This window comes from Halomonas sp. M1, assembly GCF_029581375.1.
Lineage (GTDB): Bacteria > Pseudomonadota > Gammaproteobacteria > Pseudomonadales > Halomonadaceae > Vreelandella.
Map to the genome: position 1 here is coordinate 611,430 of NZ_CP121119.1, position 15,539 is coordinate 626,968.

The window sequence follows — 15,539 nt, forward strand, 5'->3', positions numbered from 1 at the left end:
GACCGCTCGATGCAAAAAATAATAACTTACTGCTGGCTTGGCTTTTTCACTGTATTAGCGACAAATGCCCATGGTGAAACCAATGCCTATGGCGACGAAGCTGACAGCGACTTACCCGAGTGGGCGGAAGAGCAGGTAGAGCCTTTTCGTGCGCGCGTGGGAAACTGGGTGGATAACACATCACGCAATATTGACGCCTTTTTTGGCGGCGATGAATCAAACTCTGTTAATAATGAATCCTACCTTCGGCTTGGTCAGGAAATTGATTGGATGGAGGGTGAAGGCACCAGCGGCGATGTCAGCATACGTTATCGAATCGACTTACCCACTACCGAAGAGCGGTTGCGCTTAATCATTGAGAGCGACCCAGAAGAGTCACAAGGCACTTTGGCTGATCAAGGCTCAGGACGGTTATATAATGACCAGCGAGACAGACGCTCATCCACGCTTGGCTTAGACTGGCTAGAGAGACGAGACAAACGTGAGAACTGGAGCAATCGCATTGGCGCGGGCGTGCGCCTAAGGGTTCCACTTGACCCCTATGTACGCCTCACCAGCGAGAGATTGTGGGGTATAGGCGAAGGCCCCTGGCAGCTTGAATCCTCTAACCGTCTATCGTGGTTTAACAATGAAGGTTACTCATCGCGCACGCGATGGGATATCGGTCGCCCGCTTTCCGACAACCGCCATTTACGCTTTATCACCACTGTCCAGTGGCGCGAGGAGGAGGATACCCTTGAGTTCAGTGAGATTGCAGAGCTCAATCAGCGCTTAAATAATCGCAGCGCCATGCGCTACTCCGCTATCGCTCTTGGTGAAAGTGCGTCCAACCCTAGAATGACCAATTATTACCTCCAAACCCGTTACCGCCGCGACGTGCATAAAGGCATCTTGTTTGCCGATGTCATCCCGGAGCTACACTTTCAGCGTGAGGTAAGCTACGACCCTCGCTGGGCAATGACGCTGCGTCTGGAGATGTACTTCCAGCGGGAAGTTAACCGCGACTATTTCAATTTCTAGGGCTATTTGCTTCTTTTGCTTCTTCTCAAAACGCATTGGCAAGGACCTGCCAATGCGTTTTATTACGGTTGCCATTCAATTAAATCCGCAGACCGCCATCACACTCAATAATGCGCGCCGTGAAGTAATCATTCTCAAAAATAAAAGCAACGCTCTGGGCAATATTATCTGGCTCACCTAACTGCTTTAGCGGCACGCTGGCTGAAATTCTCTCCAGCATATCGGGACGCATTGAGGCTGTCATATCGGTGGCAATAAAACCGGGCGCCACAGTACCCGCACGAATGCCATAGCGGGCAAGCTCCTTACCCCAAGTTACCGTCAGCGCATGAATGCCTGCCTTCGCAGCGGCGTAATTACTTTGCCCCATGTTACCCGCACGGGAAATACTGGAAATATTGACAATAACGCCTTGATGTCCTGCTTCTACCATTTGTGTCGCTGCCTCACGACCACAAAGGAAGACCCCGGTTAAATTAACATCCAGCACCTTTTGCCATGATGACAACGACATCCGCTTTTCAACCTTGCCATCTTTAGCTTTGATAAGCAGTGCATCGTCAGTGACACCTGCATTATTAACGCAACCACTCACGGGACCCATACGAGTCGCAATGTCAGCGAAGGCCGTTTGAACCGACGCTTCATCGGCAACATTGACCACAAATGCCTGCGCATCAATATGCTGGGACGAAAGCGACGAGACTGCCTCATCAAGCGCTTCAGCACTCATGTCGAGTAGCGCCAAACGCGCGCCCTGAGCGCCTAGCCGCTGAGCGGTAGCAAAACCCAAGCCGCGCGCACCGCCAGTAATAGCAATAACTTTATCGGTCAACTGCATGTCACTCTCCTTCAACAAGATACTCTAAAGCACTGGCGTAACAACCTAGCTGTAAAATTAGTCCTAGCTACTTTTACAGCTACCTACACACATGCCTCACTCAGAACAGCCCCCTAGGGCGACTGCTATAAAAACAATTGTGCACTGCAGCATAGAAGAAGCTGCACCAAAAATCGAGTACTTAAAAATCCCTTGCCCATAGCCAAGCTGTTAAAAGCTGCTTGTTTTTTGTATTTCTGCCACCATATCCAGCGATTACGCCTGTTATGGAGCGCATTATGCCCATTCTCATTTTTATATCGCTATTTACCTTACTCGACTTTGTGCTGCTTTTTTCCGTTGGTAGTCAAATTGGCTTACTGACGACGCTGCTGCTGGTGATTGTTACCGGTTTTGTGGGACTGCATCTTATTCGTAAAGAGGGAGTGTCAACCTTTGCCAGAGCACGTCAGCGAATGCAGGCAGGTGAAATCCCTTCAAATGAGCTACTCACCGGTGCGGCACTAATTTTTGGTGGTGCACTACTGATGGCCCCCGGTTTTCTTTCAGATGCCTTAGGTCTCGCTTGTCTATTGCCTAATGCTCGCCAACTCATGTTAAAAGGGCTTGCTTGGCTAGGGCTTAAAACGGTGCATAAACAGCAGTATCAAGCTAACGCTTCTAACCAGCGGCAAAGCCAACGCCATGATCAAGAGTCAGAGCACCCGGACACACCACTTGAAGGCGACTTCATTAGCCGGGACGACGCTTCTCGACGGCACTAAGTGCTTATTAGGCAAGAAAATTGCTAATACGCAAATTTTTTCTTGTCGCCCCCTTGAAAGGTTCTGGGTAGCCCCCACTTTTGAGGCAGCAGACAAATTCGGCGAAAGCATATGCTCTCGCCATTAACATGAAGGCAACGTGCCTTCACTTCTCGCGGCCAACTTGTCCACGAGAGTTCATTTTAAGCTAATAGCCTCAACAGGCTTGACGATACTCAGGAGAACGTGAGCATGAATATCCGTCCTTTGCACGATCGCGTCGTAATCCGCCGCAAAGAAGAAGAGCAGAAAACCGCTGGCGGCATCGTGCTACCGGGTAACGCGCAGGAAAAACCCACGCGCGGCGAAATCCTGGCGGTTGGTAACGGCCGTATTCTTGAAAGCGGCGATGTACGCCCGCTAGACGTTAAAGTTGGCGATACCGTTATTTTTAAAGACGGTTACGGCGTTGAGAAGCAGAAGATCGACGGCGAAGAAGTTTTGATCATGAGCGAAGCCGATATTTTAGCGGTCGTCGAAGGCTAAGCATTGCTGCCGTTAAGCGCCTCGATTATTTACTTTCACATTTTATATTCAATTTAGGAAGTAGCGAATATGTCAGCTAAACAAGTTAAGTTCTCAGACGATGCCCGCAAACGCATGGCGCGTGGTGTTGACGTACTGGCAAATGCAGTAAAAGTCACCCTGGGTCCGAAAGGCCGTAACGTAGTACTGGAAAAGTCGTTTGGCTCTCCGACCGTTACTAAAGACGGTGTTTCTGTTGCCAAAGAGATCGAGCTGAAAGACAAGTTCGAAAACATGGGCGCACAGATGGTAAAAGAGGTTGCTTCACAGACTTCTGACGCTGCGGGTGACGGCACCACCACTGCTACTGTTCTGGCTCAGGCCATTATCGCGGAAGGCCTGAAAGGCGTAACCGCGGGCATGAACCCGATGGATCTTAAGCGCGGCATTGATCAAGCCGTTGCCGCTGCCGTTAAAGAAATCAAGGCGATGTCTGTACCTTGCACCGACACCAAGTCGATTGCCCAGGTAGGCACTATCTCTGCTAACGGTGACAAGCGCATCGGTGAAATCATCGCTGAAGCGATGGAAAAAGTCGGTAAAGAAGGCGTCATCACTGTTGATGAAGGCCGTGGCTTTGAAGACGAGCTGGAAGTGGTTGAAGGTATGCAGTTTGATCGCGGCTACCTCTCGCCCTACTTCGTTACCAACCAGGACACCATGACGGTTGAACTGGAAGATCCTTACATCCTGATAGTGGATAAAAAGATCTCCAACATCCGCGAGCTACTGCCTGTACTAGAAGCGGTTGCTAAACAAGGCAAGCCGCTGGCTATCATCGCTGAAGATATTGAAGGCGAAGCCCTGGCAACGCTGGTTGTGAACAACATGCGCGGTATCGTTAAAGTGGCCGCTGCTAAAGCACCGGGCTTTGGCGACCGTCGCAAATCCATGCTGCAGGATATCGCCATCCTGACTAACGGCACGGTTATCTCTGAAGAAGTAGGCCTGACGCTTGAGCAAGCGAACCTGGATCACCTGGGTACCGCTAAGCGTATGACTATGTCTAAAGAGAACACCACCATCATTGATGGCGCTGGTGCAGAAGGCGATATCGAAGCACGCGTTAACCAGATCCGCGCGCAAATCGAAGACACCTCTTCTGACTACGACAAAGAGAAGCTGCAAGAGCGCGTTGCCAAACTGGCAGGCGGTGTTGCTGTTATCCGCGTCGGGGCTGCCACCGAAGTAGAAATGAAAGAGAAGAAAGCCCGCGTCGAAGACGCGCTGCACTCTACGCGTGCAGCCGTTGAAGAAGGTGTTGTACCTGGCGGCGGTACTGCACTGGTTCGCGTTATGGCCAAAGTACAAGGCCTGACTGGCGAAAACGAAGACCAGAACCACGGTATCAACATGGCCCTACGCGCTATGCAGTCACCGCTGCGTCAAATCGTTTCTAACGCTGGTGAAGAGCCCGCGGTGGTTATCAACCGTGTGAAAGATGAAACCGGCAACTTTGGTTATAACGCACAAACTGGCGAGTTTGGCGACCTGTTCGAAATGGGCGTTCTAGACCCGGCAAAAGTTACCCGTACTGCGCTGCAGTCCGCTGGTTCTGTTGCAGGTCTTATGATCACCACCGAGTGCATGATCGCTGAAGACCCAGAAGAGAAAGATGCCGCGCCTGATATGGGTGGCATGGGCGGAATGGGTGGTATGGGCGGCATGATGTGATGCACCCCTGAGCCTATCGCTCTGACGTTCAACGTCGTAAAGAACCCCGCCAAGTGTGGGGTTCTTTTATTTTAACAAGCCGGAAAGTCCAACACCTCCTCGCCTCTGCTCAAGCGTCAAAGCGTGCTACCATCAGCGCCTTTCTTTGGCAGCTTCTAGGTCTTTATTACCGTGCTTTCTAATATCCGCATCGTGCTGGTGCAAACCTTTCATCCTGGAAATATTGGCGCCACTGCCCGAGCGATGAAAACCATGGGGTTAACCGAGCTAGTTCTGGTCAATCCACGGGCTTTTCCCGATGAAGAAGCAACGCGCCTTGCGGCAGGCGCCACGGATGTCCTGGAAAATGCCCGTTGTGTCGGCTCGCTTGAGGAGGCAGTGATCGACTGCGTTCAAATCGTCGGCGCCAGCGCAAGGTTACGTAGTTTACCGCTACCACACTACGATGAACCTGATGAAATGGCCCAGCACGTAATTGAAAACGCTGCGCATGCACCGGTTGCATTGGTGTTTGGACGCGAACGCTCAGGACTTACCAACGACGAGATCCGTTGCTGCACGCACCAGGTCAGTATTCCGGCTAACCCAGAGTACGGCATCTTAAACCTTTCTCAAGCGGTACAAATTTTAGCCTATGAAGCACACCGTGCTTGGCGTAAGCGAGACAGTAGCGACTTTGCCTACCAACGCCCACTAGAGGCCACCCCACCAAGTCGCGAGCAGTTTATATACTTTCAGGAGCACCTTGGCCGCTTGATGCAACAAAGTGGCTTTCTTACCCAGCCCCATGCCCGCACAGAAGAGCAGCTGCAAGCGCTATTCGCTCGCGCCCAGCCCAGCCGTAAAGAGCTTTCCCTCTTGCGCGGGCTGCTCAGCGCCTTCGAATCCCACCTACCTAAATCGTAAAAGCAGCTATGAATGAAAAGGGCGGCCAATGGCTGCCCTTTTAATGACACTCGCTCAATAAATTAAAGCGCCATGGCCGCCATCCAACCAAAGGCAATTAACGGTAGGTTATAGTGGAGAAATGTTGGCACCACGCTATCCCATATATGGTCGTGCTGCCCATCTACGTTTAAGCCTGACGTTGGCCCAAGCGTAGAGTCAGAGGCTGGCGATCCCGCATCCCCTAATGCCGCTGCCGTGCCAACAAGTACCACCGTTGCCATCGGCGAAAAGCCGAACTGCACCGCCAGCGGTACAAAAATCGCAGCAATGATGGGGATCGTCGAAAACGATGAGCCAATGCCTAAGGTGATAAACAGCCCCACCAGCAGCATCACCAACGCCGCGAACCCACGATTTTCACCAAAGACTTCAACGGCACCTGCCACCAACGACTCAATATCCCCCGTTGCTTTCATTACTTCGGCAAAGCCAGCCGCTGAAATCATAATAAAACCGATCAGCGCCATCATCCGCATACCGCTAGTGAACAGGTCATCCGCCTCGCGCCACTTAAAAATACCGCCTAACGAGAGCAAGCCGATACCCACTAGCCCACCAACAATCATTGAGCCTGTATAAAGCTGTAAACCCAGCGCCGCCACAATAGCGACGCCCGACATAATCAGCCCCAGCGCATGGGGTTTGGCCGGTGTCGGTGCCTGCTGATGGGTGCTGGCTACCAGCGCTTTATTGGCGTAGTTGCGCTGGTGACGGTAGCTAAACAACAGCGCCACCAACAGCCCCAGAGCCATACCACCCACGGGTATCGCCATCGCCATTGGTACCATGCCTCGGGTGATTTCTAAACCTAGCGGCTCACCAGCGCTGTTGAGATTAGCCAGCAAAATATCGTTCAAAAAAATAGCGCCAAAACCGACGGGTAGCAGCATATAGGGCGCCGTTAAACCAAAGGTGAGCGCACAGGCGACAGCGCGACGGTCAAGCTGAAGTCTGTTCATTACAGTAAGTAGCGGAGGAATGAGGACCGGAATAAATGCAATATGCACCGGAATCGCGTTCTGCGACGAAATAGCCACCAGCAGCACCGCTACTAACAGCAGCATTTTCACCCGCGCCTGGTGAACCACTGAAGCTTCTTTGCCCAACATCGTTATGAGTCGGTTAGCTAACATGTCGGGTAACCCCGAGCGAGAAATCGCCACGGCAAATGCCCCCAGCGTTGCATAGGCTAGCGCTACTTGAGCACCGCCACCTACGCCATCGTTAAAGGCGCTAAGCGTTTCATCCAGCGACAAACCACCTATTACTCCCCCAACTAACGCGCCAACTACCAGCGCAAATACAACAGACACGCGTAAAAGCGACAGTGCCACCATCACCAGCACTGCAATAATGACTGCATTCATGGAAATACCCAGAGCTATTGGAAGGTCGTTAACGCAGAAGGTGGCAAATATTACCAGAACACAGCTAGATAAGCAGGCTAAACATAGAGTGAGAACAAGGAACCACACGTCCTTTACAGTCGCTGCAAAGAGATGACGACCTCGCCTCAAATGTTGGACTTTAGTCTAACCACCATTGCTGCTTTGCAACATGACACCTAATATTCCACCTTCCGCCTATTATTCAATAGACACTAATTTAGATTTTTTGAGAAAACCTATCAGGAGCCAGCATGGGCATGCTTGCAATTATTATTTCCCTCTTATCACTGATGTTTCTCGCCTACCGAGGCATATCAGTTCTGCTCCTGGCACCGCTTATGGCCTCCTTGGCGGTACTGCTATCGGGAGATGCCGCTTTTTTGCTGCCCATCTACACCGATACGTTCATGAAGGCACTGGGCAACTACGTTATTCAGTTTTTTCCGCTATTTTTGCTCGGTGCACTCTTTGGCCAATTGATGGCAGACTCAGGTGCCGCTCAATCAATCTCAAATGGCATCGTTAAACGTTTAGGCACTCATCATGTAGTACTAACCGTGGTCATTGCCTGCGCTGTGCTTACGTATGGCGGCGTATCACTATTTGTGGTGGCATTTGCGATTTATCCCATTAGCCGCGAGCTGTTTCGCCAAGCCAATGTGCCTAAGCGGCTGATACCTGCTTCTATCGCCCTTGGCTCCTTCACGTTCACCATGACGGCGTTGCCAGGTACGCCAGCCATTCAAAACGCGATTCCTATTCCCTATTTTGGGACTAATAGCTTTGCAGCCCCCGGCTTAGGCATCATTGCTGGCCTTATTATGCTGAGCCTTGGGATTTACTACCTGCAGTCGCGCGTCAAAAAAGCAGCAGCAAACAACGAAGGTTACGGCAAGCATACCGAGCGCGAGGCCAACCCAGCCGAGGACACCGCCGAAATGGCTTCAATGCCGTTGTTGGTGGCGTTAATACCGCTGGTAATGGTGATTGGCTTAAACGCCCTGTTCACCTACGGCGTTTTTCCCGCGATGGATCTCAGCTACATTAGCGACACGTTCGAAGATGTTACGCCTAGCCGGCAAACAGGACTTTGGGCGATTTTGATCGCTTTGCTGAGCGCGTCTGCCTGGCTGATTATTAGTCACTGGCGCCGCTGGGAAAATCTTAAAGAGACAATTAATAAAGGCTGTTTTGGCTCATTATTGCCTATCTTCAATACCGCTTCTGAAGTGGGTTACGGAGCGGTCATTGCAAGCCTGGCAGGCTTTGTGATCATTCGCGATGCAGTGCTAAATGTCTCTCCGGGTAACCCGTTGGTTTCCGAAGCCCTGGCTATGAGCGTGCTGGCAGGCATCACTGGTTCCTCTTCGGGCGGGCTCTCTATTGCCCTAGAAACTCTAGGCAGCGAGTACCTAGCCATGGCCGAACAGGCGGGTATCAGCCCAGAACTAATGCACCGAGTAGCAACGCTTTCTGCAGGGGGCATGGACACCCTCCCCCACTCTGGCGCGGTTATTACCCTTCTGGCCATTTGTGGCTTAACGCACCGCCAATCGTACGGTAACTTAGCCATGGTAACCATTGTGCTACCTATCGCGGCACTGGTGAGCGTTATCACCCTAGGCACACTATTTGGTAGCTTCTAAACCTTAGCAACCCATGCGATAGTAAGTCAGCTAACAGCCGTTCAAATATGCTCACCGATGGGCGATTGAACCTAAGCCAAAAATAACGAGACCCAATATGGCGACTTCAAAGCAAAAAACACTGCTTTTCATTCTGCTGGCAAGCTTCGTTATCTCCACCGCCATGGGGCTTCGCCATGGATTCGGGCTTTTTATTGAGCCCATGAGCAGTGATTTTGGCTGGGGTCGGGGAGTGTTTGCTTTTGCGCTAGCCGTACAGAACCTCATCTGGGGGCTTTCCCAACCCTTTACGGGCGCGCTTGCTGATCGCTTTGGTGCAGCAAGAATTATTGTGGTTGGCGGTATTCTCTACGTGCTTGGCCTGTGCTTTATGAGCCTTTCCACCAGTGCGCTGGGCATGACGTTAAGCGCGGGCTTGCTTATCGGCCTTGGCCTTTCGGGAACAACGTTTTCAGTTATTCTGGGCGCAGTAGGTCGTGCGGTAGCACCCGAAAAACGCAGTATGGCCATGGGGATCCTGAGCGCGGCGGGGTCATTTGGCCAATTTGCCATGCTGCCCGGAACATTAGGGCTCATTGAGTGGCTAGGTTGGGCCGCGGCACTATTAGCCATGGGCGCCATCGCAGCCTTTATGATTCCATTGGGTGCAATGCTAAAGGATAGCCCCACGCCTAAATCTTTAGGTGATTTAAGCTTGCGCGGGGCGCTTAACGAAGCCGCTGGTCAGAAAGGCTTTTGGCTACTCTGCCTAGGCTTTTTTGTGTGTGGCTTTCAAGTTGTGTTTATCGCGGTTCACCTGCCCGGCTATCTTTTTGATAACGGCCTTTCGATACAAATAGGTACGACGGTACTCGCACTGGTAGGGCTGTTTAATATAGTGGGCACATACATGGCGGGCTGGTTAGGCGGTATATGGTCTAAGCCGCGCCTTCTTAGCTGGCTTTATCTCGTTCGTGGCGCGATTATTGCGGCGTTTATTGTGCTGCCCTTAAGTTCCACCAGTGCTTATCTATTCGGCATCGCGATGGGGCTACTGTGGCTCTCAACCGTTCCACTCACCAATGGGATTGTGGCCTCAGTGTTTGGCGTCCGCCATTTATCAATGCTGGGTGGTATTGTGTTCCTGTTTCACCAATTAGGTTCATTTATGGGCGTTTGGTTGGGCGGTTATATGTACGACCTCACGGGGCATTACAATACCGTATGGCAAATTGCGATTATACTTTCACTGGTCGCCGCTGCTTTACACTGGTTTATTAGCGAAAAGCCCCTTGCCCGCCCGACTCACACACAGGTGACCTCATGAAAAGCACCGCAACGTTAGCTGCTCTGCTTTTAGTGGCCTCGTTTGCAGCGGGCGGGATTGCGCTTGCCTGGTGGGGCTGGCAAACGCTGGATGGCTCACTACTCCTATTGGGCAGTCGACTGTGTTGAATACTGACGCATAAACTGCGCGCAGTACCATGCCATCATCCGCGCCTCATCGGTGGGAATTACCCAAGCACCTACCGGGCTGTCCGCTGGCGAAATGCAATGTGAATTGCGGTCATTTGCTTCACTATCCAATGCTACCCCCAGCCAAGCACACTGCCTCACCACCTGATCGCGAACATAGGCGGCGTTTTCACCAACGCCAGCGGTGAAAATAAGCTGATCCAGTCCACCTAAGGCGGCGGCTAGACTGCCTATTTCCCGGGCGATTCGGTAAGCATAAAGCGATAGCGCCTCTTCAGCCTCTGGTGCATTGCTTTCCAGCAGCTCTCGGACATCGCCACTGATACCCGAAACACCGCGCAGCCCTGAACGCTTATAAAGCATCGTTTCCACTTCTTCAGGCGTCATTCCCTCTTGCTGGATAAGGTGCAATACCAATCCAGGGTCGACGCTGCCTGAGCGTGTACCCATGGGTAGCCCTTCTAGCGCAGTAAATCCCATTGTCGATGCCACACTGCGCTTATTCTGCAGCGCACATAGGCTAGCCCCATTGCCTAAATGAGCGACAATTACGCGCTTTTTACTCGCCTCCTCAGGGAGGTAATTATCCAGCACGCGGCTGATGTAGTCATACGAGAGGCCATGGAAACCGTACCGAATCAGCCCTTTTTGAGTAAGCTCACGCGGCAAGGCAAAATGTCGCGCAACGTTAGGCTGCTCAGCGTGAAACGCCGTGTCGAAACAAGCAATTTGGGCCACCTCTGGATAGCGCTGCATTAAATGCATGATGGGCGCCAGCCCATGGGGCTGATGCAGCGGCGCCAAACTATTTAGCTCACCTAGCGCGTCTAGGTACTCTGCTGTCACCTTAATAGGCGCTTGGTAGTCACGCCCCCCATGCACAACCCGGTGACCAATCACCGCTATTGAACCGTTTTTATCGGCTTCCAACCACGCCATTAACGATGACAGTGCTTCCCCGTGGCTAGTTGATGGCGCCAGACCATTAAGCGATAGGTCGTTCCCCTGGGCATCGTTTAAGTGGACGGCTTCACGCCCACGACTACCGATGCCAGAAAAGTGCCCTTCAACCTTCAGCGTTAGCGCATCAAGGGTCAGCGGCGCTTCATTATGCGCGAGATAAAGCCCAAACTTGATGCTTGAGGAGCCACTATTGATCACCATTATTTGCATAAAACCTTACTCACCCTTTGATACGTTACTCTGCTGTTGCTGATAGTCGGCAAGCAGTAGCGCTAATGCACAGGAAGCCATACGCGTTAACGCATCATCAGCACGACTCGTCAACACAATCGGCACCCTGGCGCCGACCACAAGCCCAGCCCCCGTAGCATCAGCAAGATAGCTTAGTTGTTTCATTAGCATGTTGGCGGCTTCTAAGTCCGGCGCTAATAAAATATCTGCCCGCCCTGCCACAGGAGAATGAATACCTTTGGTTTTGGCTGCCGCTTCCGATATGGCATTATCAAACGCCAGGGGGCCATCCAGCGTCGCACCTGTAATTTGGCCCCTATCCGCCATTTTGCACAGTGCTGCCGCATCAAGCGTAGAAATAATCTTTGGGTTAATGGTTTCTACCGCCGAAAGAATCGCCACTTTGGGATTGTCGTTACCCAGCGCGTGGGAGAGCTCTACCGCATTTTGGATAATGTCGCGTTTTTGTTCCAAGGTAGGGTAAATAGTAATGGCAGCATCGGTAATGAATAAGGGCCGCGGGTAAGTGGGCACATCAAATGCCATGACATGGCTCAGGCAGCGCTCGGTGCGCAGTCCTCCTTCACGCTTAACTACCTCGTGAAGGAGTTCGCTAGTAGGCAGAGACCCTTTCATTAGCGCATCTACTTGGCCATCCCGTGCCAACGCCACCGCTTTGGCTGCGGCGGCATGGCTATGAGGGGTATCGATTAGCTCGAACGCGCTAATATCAACCTCGGCCGCGTTTGCCGCTGCCTCAATTTTAGCTCTAGGGCCAACCAGCACAGGCACGATTAACCGCTGCGCGGCAGACTCCACCGCCCCTCTTATAGAGCTTTCATCCACAGGATGAACCACGGCCATACGCAATGGGTCAGGGTGATCGGCTGCGGTGAGTATTTCATGAAGCCGCCCACGTTCAGAAAGTCGAATGGCCGGAAGCTCTGCCCGGGGGCGACGGATTTTTTGAGTAGGCGCAAGCACCTCCGCTTCACCCTCGATCACAATGTCGCCATGCTGATTTCGACATTCACAGGCAAATATTACGTGATGGTTACGCGACTGTTTCTCCGTTACCTTGACCGCCACATGAAGTACATCACCCAAGCGAACCGGCGCCCTAAAACGCAGTGTTTGTCCTAAATATATAGTGCCCGGCCCTGGCAACTCAGTGCCCAGCACCGTAGAAATAAGCGCACCGCCCCACATCCCGTGGGCGACAACTTCTTGAAAGCGGCTGCTTTTAGCGTAATCATCGTCCACATGCGAAGGGTTGATATCCCCCGACATAATGGCAAACAGCTTGATGTCATCCATGGTCAAGCGTTTTTGCAAAAATGCCCTGTCACCCACTTTCATCTCATCAAATGTACGATTTTCAATCACATCGCTAGAATGTGTTGCCATTAACCGGCTCCCTGAATTCGAATGTAGTAAAGTGGACTTAACAGGGGGTCGCAACCAAATTCAGCGCTGCCACCGCCTGTGATTAACCCCACTAGATTGTAGTTATCAATAACCCAATCAGCACGATCTAATACTGAGCAAGGTCAAGACGATGGCATAACGCATTGAGTAAACTATCTAAATAACGCTGTTTAAGATAAAAACCTTATGGATCCCTGATGAATTTCTTATTCTCTCTATCACGCCAGCTTAGAGACAGCCTACGCGACCTAGCACCTGTTGTATTAGTGATGGGCTTTTTTCAGCTGATTGTGATTCGGCAACCACTGCCCGATACGCTGGCACTCATCGACCTTTTATTAGGGCTTGTGTTTGTCGTTGTAGGGTTAACCCTCTTTATCAAAGGGCTTGAGCTTGGCCTCTTTCCCCTGGGTGAAAACTTGGCACGTGCGTTTGTGCAAAAAGGGTCGGTGGCATGGCTGCTGGTGTTTGCCTTTGCACTAGGCTTTGGCTCGACAGTAGCGGAGCCTGCACTTATTGCGGTCGCTGCCCGTGCAGGAGAAGTGGTGTCACAAAGCGGTTTAATTGCTAATACTTCTAATGCGCAAGACTCTTTCGCCTTTACGCTTCGCATGGTGGTCGCCGCCTCAGTGGGCACAGCCGTTGTTGTGGGGGTGTTAAGAATTTTTAAAGGCTGGCCACTGCACCTGATGATTATAGCGGGCTATGTCATTGTGATGCTGCTAACGCTAGTGGCACCCAGCGAACTAGTAGGTATCGCCTATGACTCCGGTGGCGTTACGACGTCTACTATTACCGTACCGTTAGTGACCGCGCTAGGCGTAGGTTTGGCATCCTCAATTAAGGGGCGAAACCCAATGCTTGACGGCTTTGGTCTTATCGCCTTTGCTTCGGTGATGCCAATTATTTTTGTACTGCTATTTGGCATTTTTGGTTTGAGCTTTATGGAAGGCGCCTCATGAGTTTACTCCTTACGTTTTGGGAAACACTGCGCGATATTTTGCCGATAGCCGCCATTATCTTTGGCTTTCAGTATCTTGTTATTCGTAAACCCGTTAAGCGCCTTCCACAGGTACTAGCAGGCTTTCTAATGGTCTGGGTAGGGCTATCGCTTTTTTTGGTGGGGTTAGAACAAGCGCTTTTCCCCATGGGTGAGTTAATGGCAAGTCAGTTAACCGAGGCCAGCTTCCTACCTGCTGTTGCAGAGGGCGCCCAGCGCCACTGGAGCGATTACTACTGGGTCTACCTGTTCGCGTTTGCGATCGGTGCCAGTACAACGATTGCAGAACCATCGCTCATTGCTGTTTCCATTAAAGCAGGTGAAATATCAGGCGGAACTATCAATCCATTAATGTTGCGCATTGCTGTGGCTCTCGGCATGGCGTTTGGTATTACCTTGGGTACCTGGCGAATTGTCATGGGTTGGCCGCTACAATGGTTCGTACTGGTGGCTTACTGTTTAGTGATCCTGCAAACACTTCGCTCACCACGCTCTATCATACCGCTTGCATTCGACTCAGGCGGTGTTACCACATCGACCATTACCGTGCCTATTATTGCGGCGCTTGGGCTGGGGTTAGCCTCATCAATCCCGGGCCGTAGCGCGTTAATGGACGGTTTTGGGATGATCGCTCTTGCCTGCTTATTCCCTATCATTACGGTAATGGGCTATGCCCAGATAGCCCAATGGCAAGACAACAGAAAACGGCCTGCCGCAAATACGCCAGGGAATAGCACTCAAGAAAGTAAAGGAGACAGCAATGCGCTTTAAATTGATTGTAGCGATGGTTGAAGATGAATTAAGCGACGATATTCTGCAGGCCGCCCGTGACGCTGGCGCCACAGGTGCTACCGTGATCAACAATGCCCGGGGCGAAGGGCTAAAAAAAGCGCGGGGCATTTTTGGAATGGAGATAACTGCCCAACGAGATGTGCTGCTTTTTTTAGCCGAAGAGCATATCAGTCGACATATATTGGAAGCTATTCAACGGGTTGGCGAATTTGATGAGACACCGGGCACCGGCATTGCGTTTCAAATTGATGTTGAAGATGCCGTTGGCGTTAAGCATCAAATCAAATCACTGTCAGAGTCGTTAACTCAGCCTTTATAACGCGTAAGGAATTTACAATGGCAACTGAAACGTCTTCCCTAGCCATGCCCTCCCTAACTGAGCGCACTGCGCGCGATGCGATGCATAGTCGATTTATTGCGGTTGATGGCTTCGTAACCGTTGCCGAGGGTTTGGCACTGCTACGCCAGCGCCAAGCCTCGGTGATTATTATCAATCGGCGCAACGAACAAGACGAACTCGGCATCGTGTTACCGTCGGACATCGCTAAAAAAGTGCTCTCCCCAAGCCGTCCACCCGAGCGTGTCAATTTATATGAAATAATGACAAAGCCGGTGGTTAGCGTGCGTCCTGAGATGAACATTCGCTACTGCGCGCGTCTCTTTGAACAGTTTGGGTTATCGCTGGCCCCTGTCGTGGATACCCACCATCAAGTCATTGGCATTGTTGACTATCACCATCTGATACTCGATTGGTTATCAGCGAGTCAAACCGCTCACCCTTAAGCCCAGGCGAAAAGCAGCTCAGGCTAAGTACTAAACATCCAC

16 protein-coding genes are annotated in these 15,539 nt (G+C 51.6%); 12 read left to right on the plus strand and 4 right to left on the minus strand.

Features of this window, described 5'->3' with window-relative positions:
• The first annotated feature begins 9 nt into the window (after positions 1 to 9).
• Positions 10 to 1,020: a hypothetical protein gene (locus tag P8S54_RS02790; protein ID WP_281443128.1), complete on the plus strand. Its 1,011-nt coding sequence runs from the start codon at positions 10 to 12 to the stop codon at positions 1,018 to 1,020.
• Positions 1,021 to 1,099: 79 nt separating this feature from the next.
• Here P8S54_RS02790 and P8S54_RS02795 read toward each other — a convergent pair whose 3' ends face one another.
• A complete protein-coding gene (locus P8S54_RS02795; protein WP_009095317.1) occupies positions 1,100 to 1,861 on the minus strand; it encodes an SDR family oxidoreductase in 762 nt (253 codons plus the stop codon).
• A gap of 278 nt (positions 1,862 to 2,139) precedes the next feature.
• On the opposite strand from P8S54_RS02795, the gene P8S54_RS02800 reads away from it, so the two are divergent.
• From P8S54_RS02800 to P8S54_RS02815, 4 genes are all read left to right on the plus strand, one after another.
• Positions 2,140 to 2,625, plus strand: a complete 486-nt coding sequence (locus tag P8S54_RS02800; protein ID WP_281443129.1) for an FxsA family protein — start codon at positions 2,140 to 2,142, stop codon at positions 2,623 to 2,625.
• 231 nt (positions 2,626 to 2,856) lie between these two features.
• Positions 2,857 to 3,150, plus strand: coding sequence for a co-chaperone GroES (locus P8S54_RS02805; RefSeq protein WP_009095313.1), 294 nt, complete (start codon positions 2,857 to 2,859; stop codon positions 3,148 to 3,150).
• A gap of 69 nt (positions 3,151 to 3,219) precedes the next feature.
• Positions 3,220 to 4,863, plus strand: coding sequence for a chaperonin GroEL (gene groL / locus P8S54_RS02810; RefSeq protein ID WP_281443130.1), 1,644 nt, complete (start codon positions 3,220 to 3,222; stop codon positions 4,861 to 4,863).
• Between the two features lie 171 nt (positions 4,864 to 5,034).
• Positions 5,035 to 5,769: an RNA methyltransferase gene (locus tag P8S54_RS02815; protein WP_281443131.1), complete on the plus strand. Its 735-nt coding sequence runs from the start codon at positions 5,035 to 5,037 to the stop codon at positions 5,767 to 5,769.
• Between the two features lie 62 nt (positions 5,770 to 5,831).
• On the opposite strand, the gene P8S54_RS02820 is transcribed toward P8S54_RS02815, so the two are convergent.
• The gene (locus P8S54_RS02820; protein WP_281443132.1) at positions 5,832 to 7,178 is read right to left on the minus strand and encodes a Na+/H+ antiporter family protein; all 1,347 of its coding nucleotides are present in this window, start codon (positions 7,176 to 7,178) and stop codon (positions 5,832 to 5,834) included.
• A 272-nt stretch (positions 7,179 to 7,450) separates the two neighbouring features.
• Here P8S54_RS02820 and P8S54_RS02825 point away from each other — a divergent pair, with 272 nt between their 5' ends.
• From P8S54_RS02825 to P8S54_RS02835, 3 genes are all read left to right on the plus strand, one after another.
• The gene (locus P8S54_RS02825; protein ID WP_009095302.1) at positions 7,451 to 8,845 is read left to right on the plus strand and encodes a GntP family permease; all 1,395 of its coding nucleotides are present in this window, start codon (positions 7,451 to 7,453) and stop codon (positions 8,843 to 8,845) included.
• Positions 8,846 to 8,942: 97 nt separating this feature from the next.
• Positions 8,943 to 10,151, plus strand: a complete 1,209-nt coding sequence (locus tag P8S54_RS02830) for an MFS transporter (protein ID WP_281443133.1) — start codon at positions 8,943 to 8,945, stop codon at positions 10,149 to 10,151.
• A complete protein-coding gene (locus P8S54_RS02835; protein WP_257790893.1) occupies positions 10,148 to 10,279 on the plus strand; it encodes a hypothetical protein in 132 nt (43 codons plus the stop codon). The genes P8S54_RS02830 and P8S54_RS02835 overlap by 4 nt, the downstream gene beginning before the upstream one ends.
• Here P8S54_RS02835 and P8S54_RS02840 read toward each other — a convergent pair.
• The gene (locus tag P8S54_RS02840; RefSeq protein ID WP_281443134.1) at positions 10,256 to 11,473 is read right to left on the minus strand and encodes an acetate/propionate family kinase; all 1,218 of its coding nucleotides are present in this window, start codon (positions 11,471 to 11,473) and stop codon (positions 10,256 to 10,258) included. The genes P8S54_RS02835 and P8S54_RS02840 overlap by 24 nt on opposite strands.
• A 6-nt stretch (positions 11,474 to 11,479) precedes the next feature.
• Positions 11,480 to 12,901 carry a bifunctional enoyl-CoA hydratase/phosphate acetyltransferase gene (locus tag P8S54_RS02845; RefSeq protein WP_281443135.1) on the minus strand — a complete coding sequence of 474 codons (1,422 nt, stop codon included), beginning with the start codon at positions 12,899 to 12,901 and terminating at the stop codon, positions 11,480 to 11,482.
• A gap of 218 nt (positions 12,902 to 13,119) precedes the next feature.
• Here P8S54_RS02845 and P8S54_RS02850 point away from each other — a divergent pair, with 218 nt between their 5' ends.
• Genes P8S54_RS02850 through P8S54_RS02865 form a run of 4 tightly spaced genes read left to right on the plus strand, consistent with a single transcriptional unit; the run spans position 13,120 to position 15,497 of the window.
• Positions 13,120 to 13,884 (plus strand): DUF1538 domain-containing protein, encoded by a 765-nt coding sequence (locus P8S54_RS02850; protein WP_281443136.1) that lies wholly within the window; start codon positions 13,120 to 13,122, stop codon positions 13,882 to 13,884.
• Positions 13,881 to 14,693 carry a Na,Li,K/H(+) antiporter subunit UmpB gene (gene umpB, locus P8S54_RS02855; RefSeq protein WP_281443137.1) on the plus strand — a complete coding sequence of 271 codons (813 nt, stop codon included), beginning with the start codon at positions 13,881 to 13,883 and terminating at the stop codon, positions 14,691 to 14,693. The genes P8S54_RS02850 and umpB overlap by 4 nt, the downstream gene beginning before the upstream one ends.
• Positions 14,683 to 15,033: a P-II family nitrogen regulator gene (locus P8S54_RS02860; protein ID WP_281443138.1), complete on the plus strand. Its 351-nt coding sequence runs from the start codon at positions 14,683 to 14,685 to the stop codon at positions 15,031 to 15,033. Before umpB ends, P8S54_RS02860 begins: the two co-directional genes overlap by 11 nt.
• Before the next feature lie 17 nt (positions 15,034 to 15,050).
• A complete protein-coding gene (locus P8S54_RS02865) occupies positions 15,051 to 15,497 on the plus strand; it encodes a CBS domain-containing protein (protein WP_281443139.1) in 447 nt (148 codons plus the stop codon).
• The last annotated feature ends 42 nt before the right edge of the window (positions 15,498 to 15,539 follow it).

Bases quoted from the DNA above. Each gene is read 5' to 3' on its own strand.
- P8S54_RS02790 (WP_281443128.1), top strand. From the start codon at position 10: ATGCAAAAAATAATAACTTACTGCTGGCTTGGCTTTTTCACTGTATTA.
- P8S54_RS02795 (WP_009095317.1), bottom strand. From the start codon at position 1,861: ATGCAGTTGACCGATAAAGTTATTGCTATTACTGGCGGTGCGCGCGGC.
- P8S54_RS02800 (WP_281443129.1), top strand. From the start codon at position 2,140: ATGCCCATTCTCATTTTTATATCGCTATTTACCTTACTCGACTTTGTG.
- P8S54_RS02805 (WP_009095313.1), top strand. From the start codon at position 2,857: ATGAATATCCGTCCTTTGCACGATCGCGTCGTAATCCGCCGCAAAGAA.
- groL (WP_281443130.1), top strand. From the start codon at position 3,220: ATGTCAGCTAAACAAGTTAAGTTCTCAGACGATGCCCGCAAACGCATG.
- P8S54_RS02820 (WP_281443132.1), bottom strand. From the start codon at position 7,178: ATGAATGCAGTCATTATTGCAGTGCTGGTGATGGTGGCACTGTCGCTT.
- P8S54_RS02825 (WP_009095302.1), top strand. From the start codon at position 7,451: ATGGGCATGCTTGCAATTATTATTTCCCTCTTATCACTGATGTTTCTC.
- P8S54_RS02830 (WP_281443133.1), top strand. From the start codon at position 8,943: ATGGCGACTTCAAAGCAAAAAACACTGCTTTTCATTCTGCTGGCAAGC.
- P8S54_RS02835 (WP_257790893.1), top strand. From the start codon at position 10,148: ATGAAAAGCACCGCAACGTTAGCTGCTCTGCTTTTAGTGGCCTCGTTT.
- P8S54_RS02840 (WP_281443134.1), bottom strand. From the start codon at position 11,473: ATGCAAATAATGGTGATCAATAGTGGCTCCTCAAGCATCAAGTTTGGG.
- P8S54_RS02845 (WP_281443135.1), bottom strand. From the start codon at position 12,901: ATGGCAACACATTCTAGCGATGTGATTGAAAATCGTACATTTGATGAG.
- P8S54_RS02850 (WP_281443136.1), top strand. From the start codon at position 13,120: ATGAATTTCTTATTCTCTCTATCACGCCAGCTTAGAGACAGCCTACGC.
- umpB (WP_281443137.1), top strand. From the start codon at position 13,881: ATGAGTTTACTCCTTACGTTTTGGGAAACACTGCGCGATATTTTGCCG.
- P8S54_RS02860 (WP_281443138.1), top strand. From the start codon at position 14,683: ATGCGCTTTAAATTGATTGTAGCGATGGTTGAAGATGAATTAAGCGAC.
- P8S54_RS02865 (WP_281443139.1), top strand. From the start codon at position 15,051: ATGGCAACTGAAACGTCTTCCCTAGCCATGCCCTCCCTAACTGAGCGC.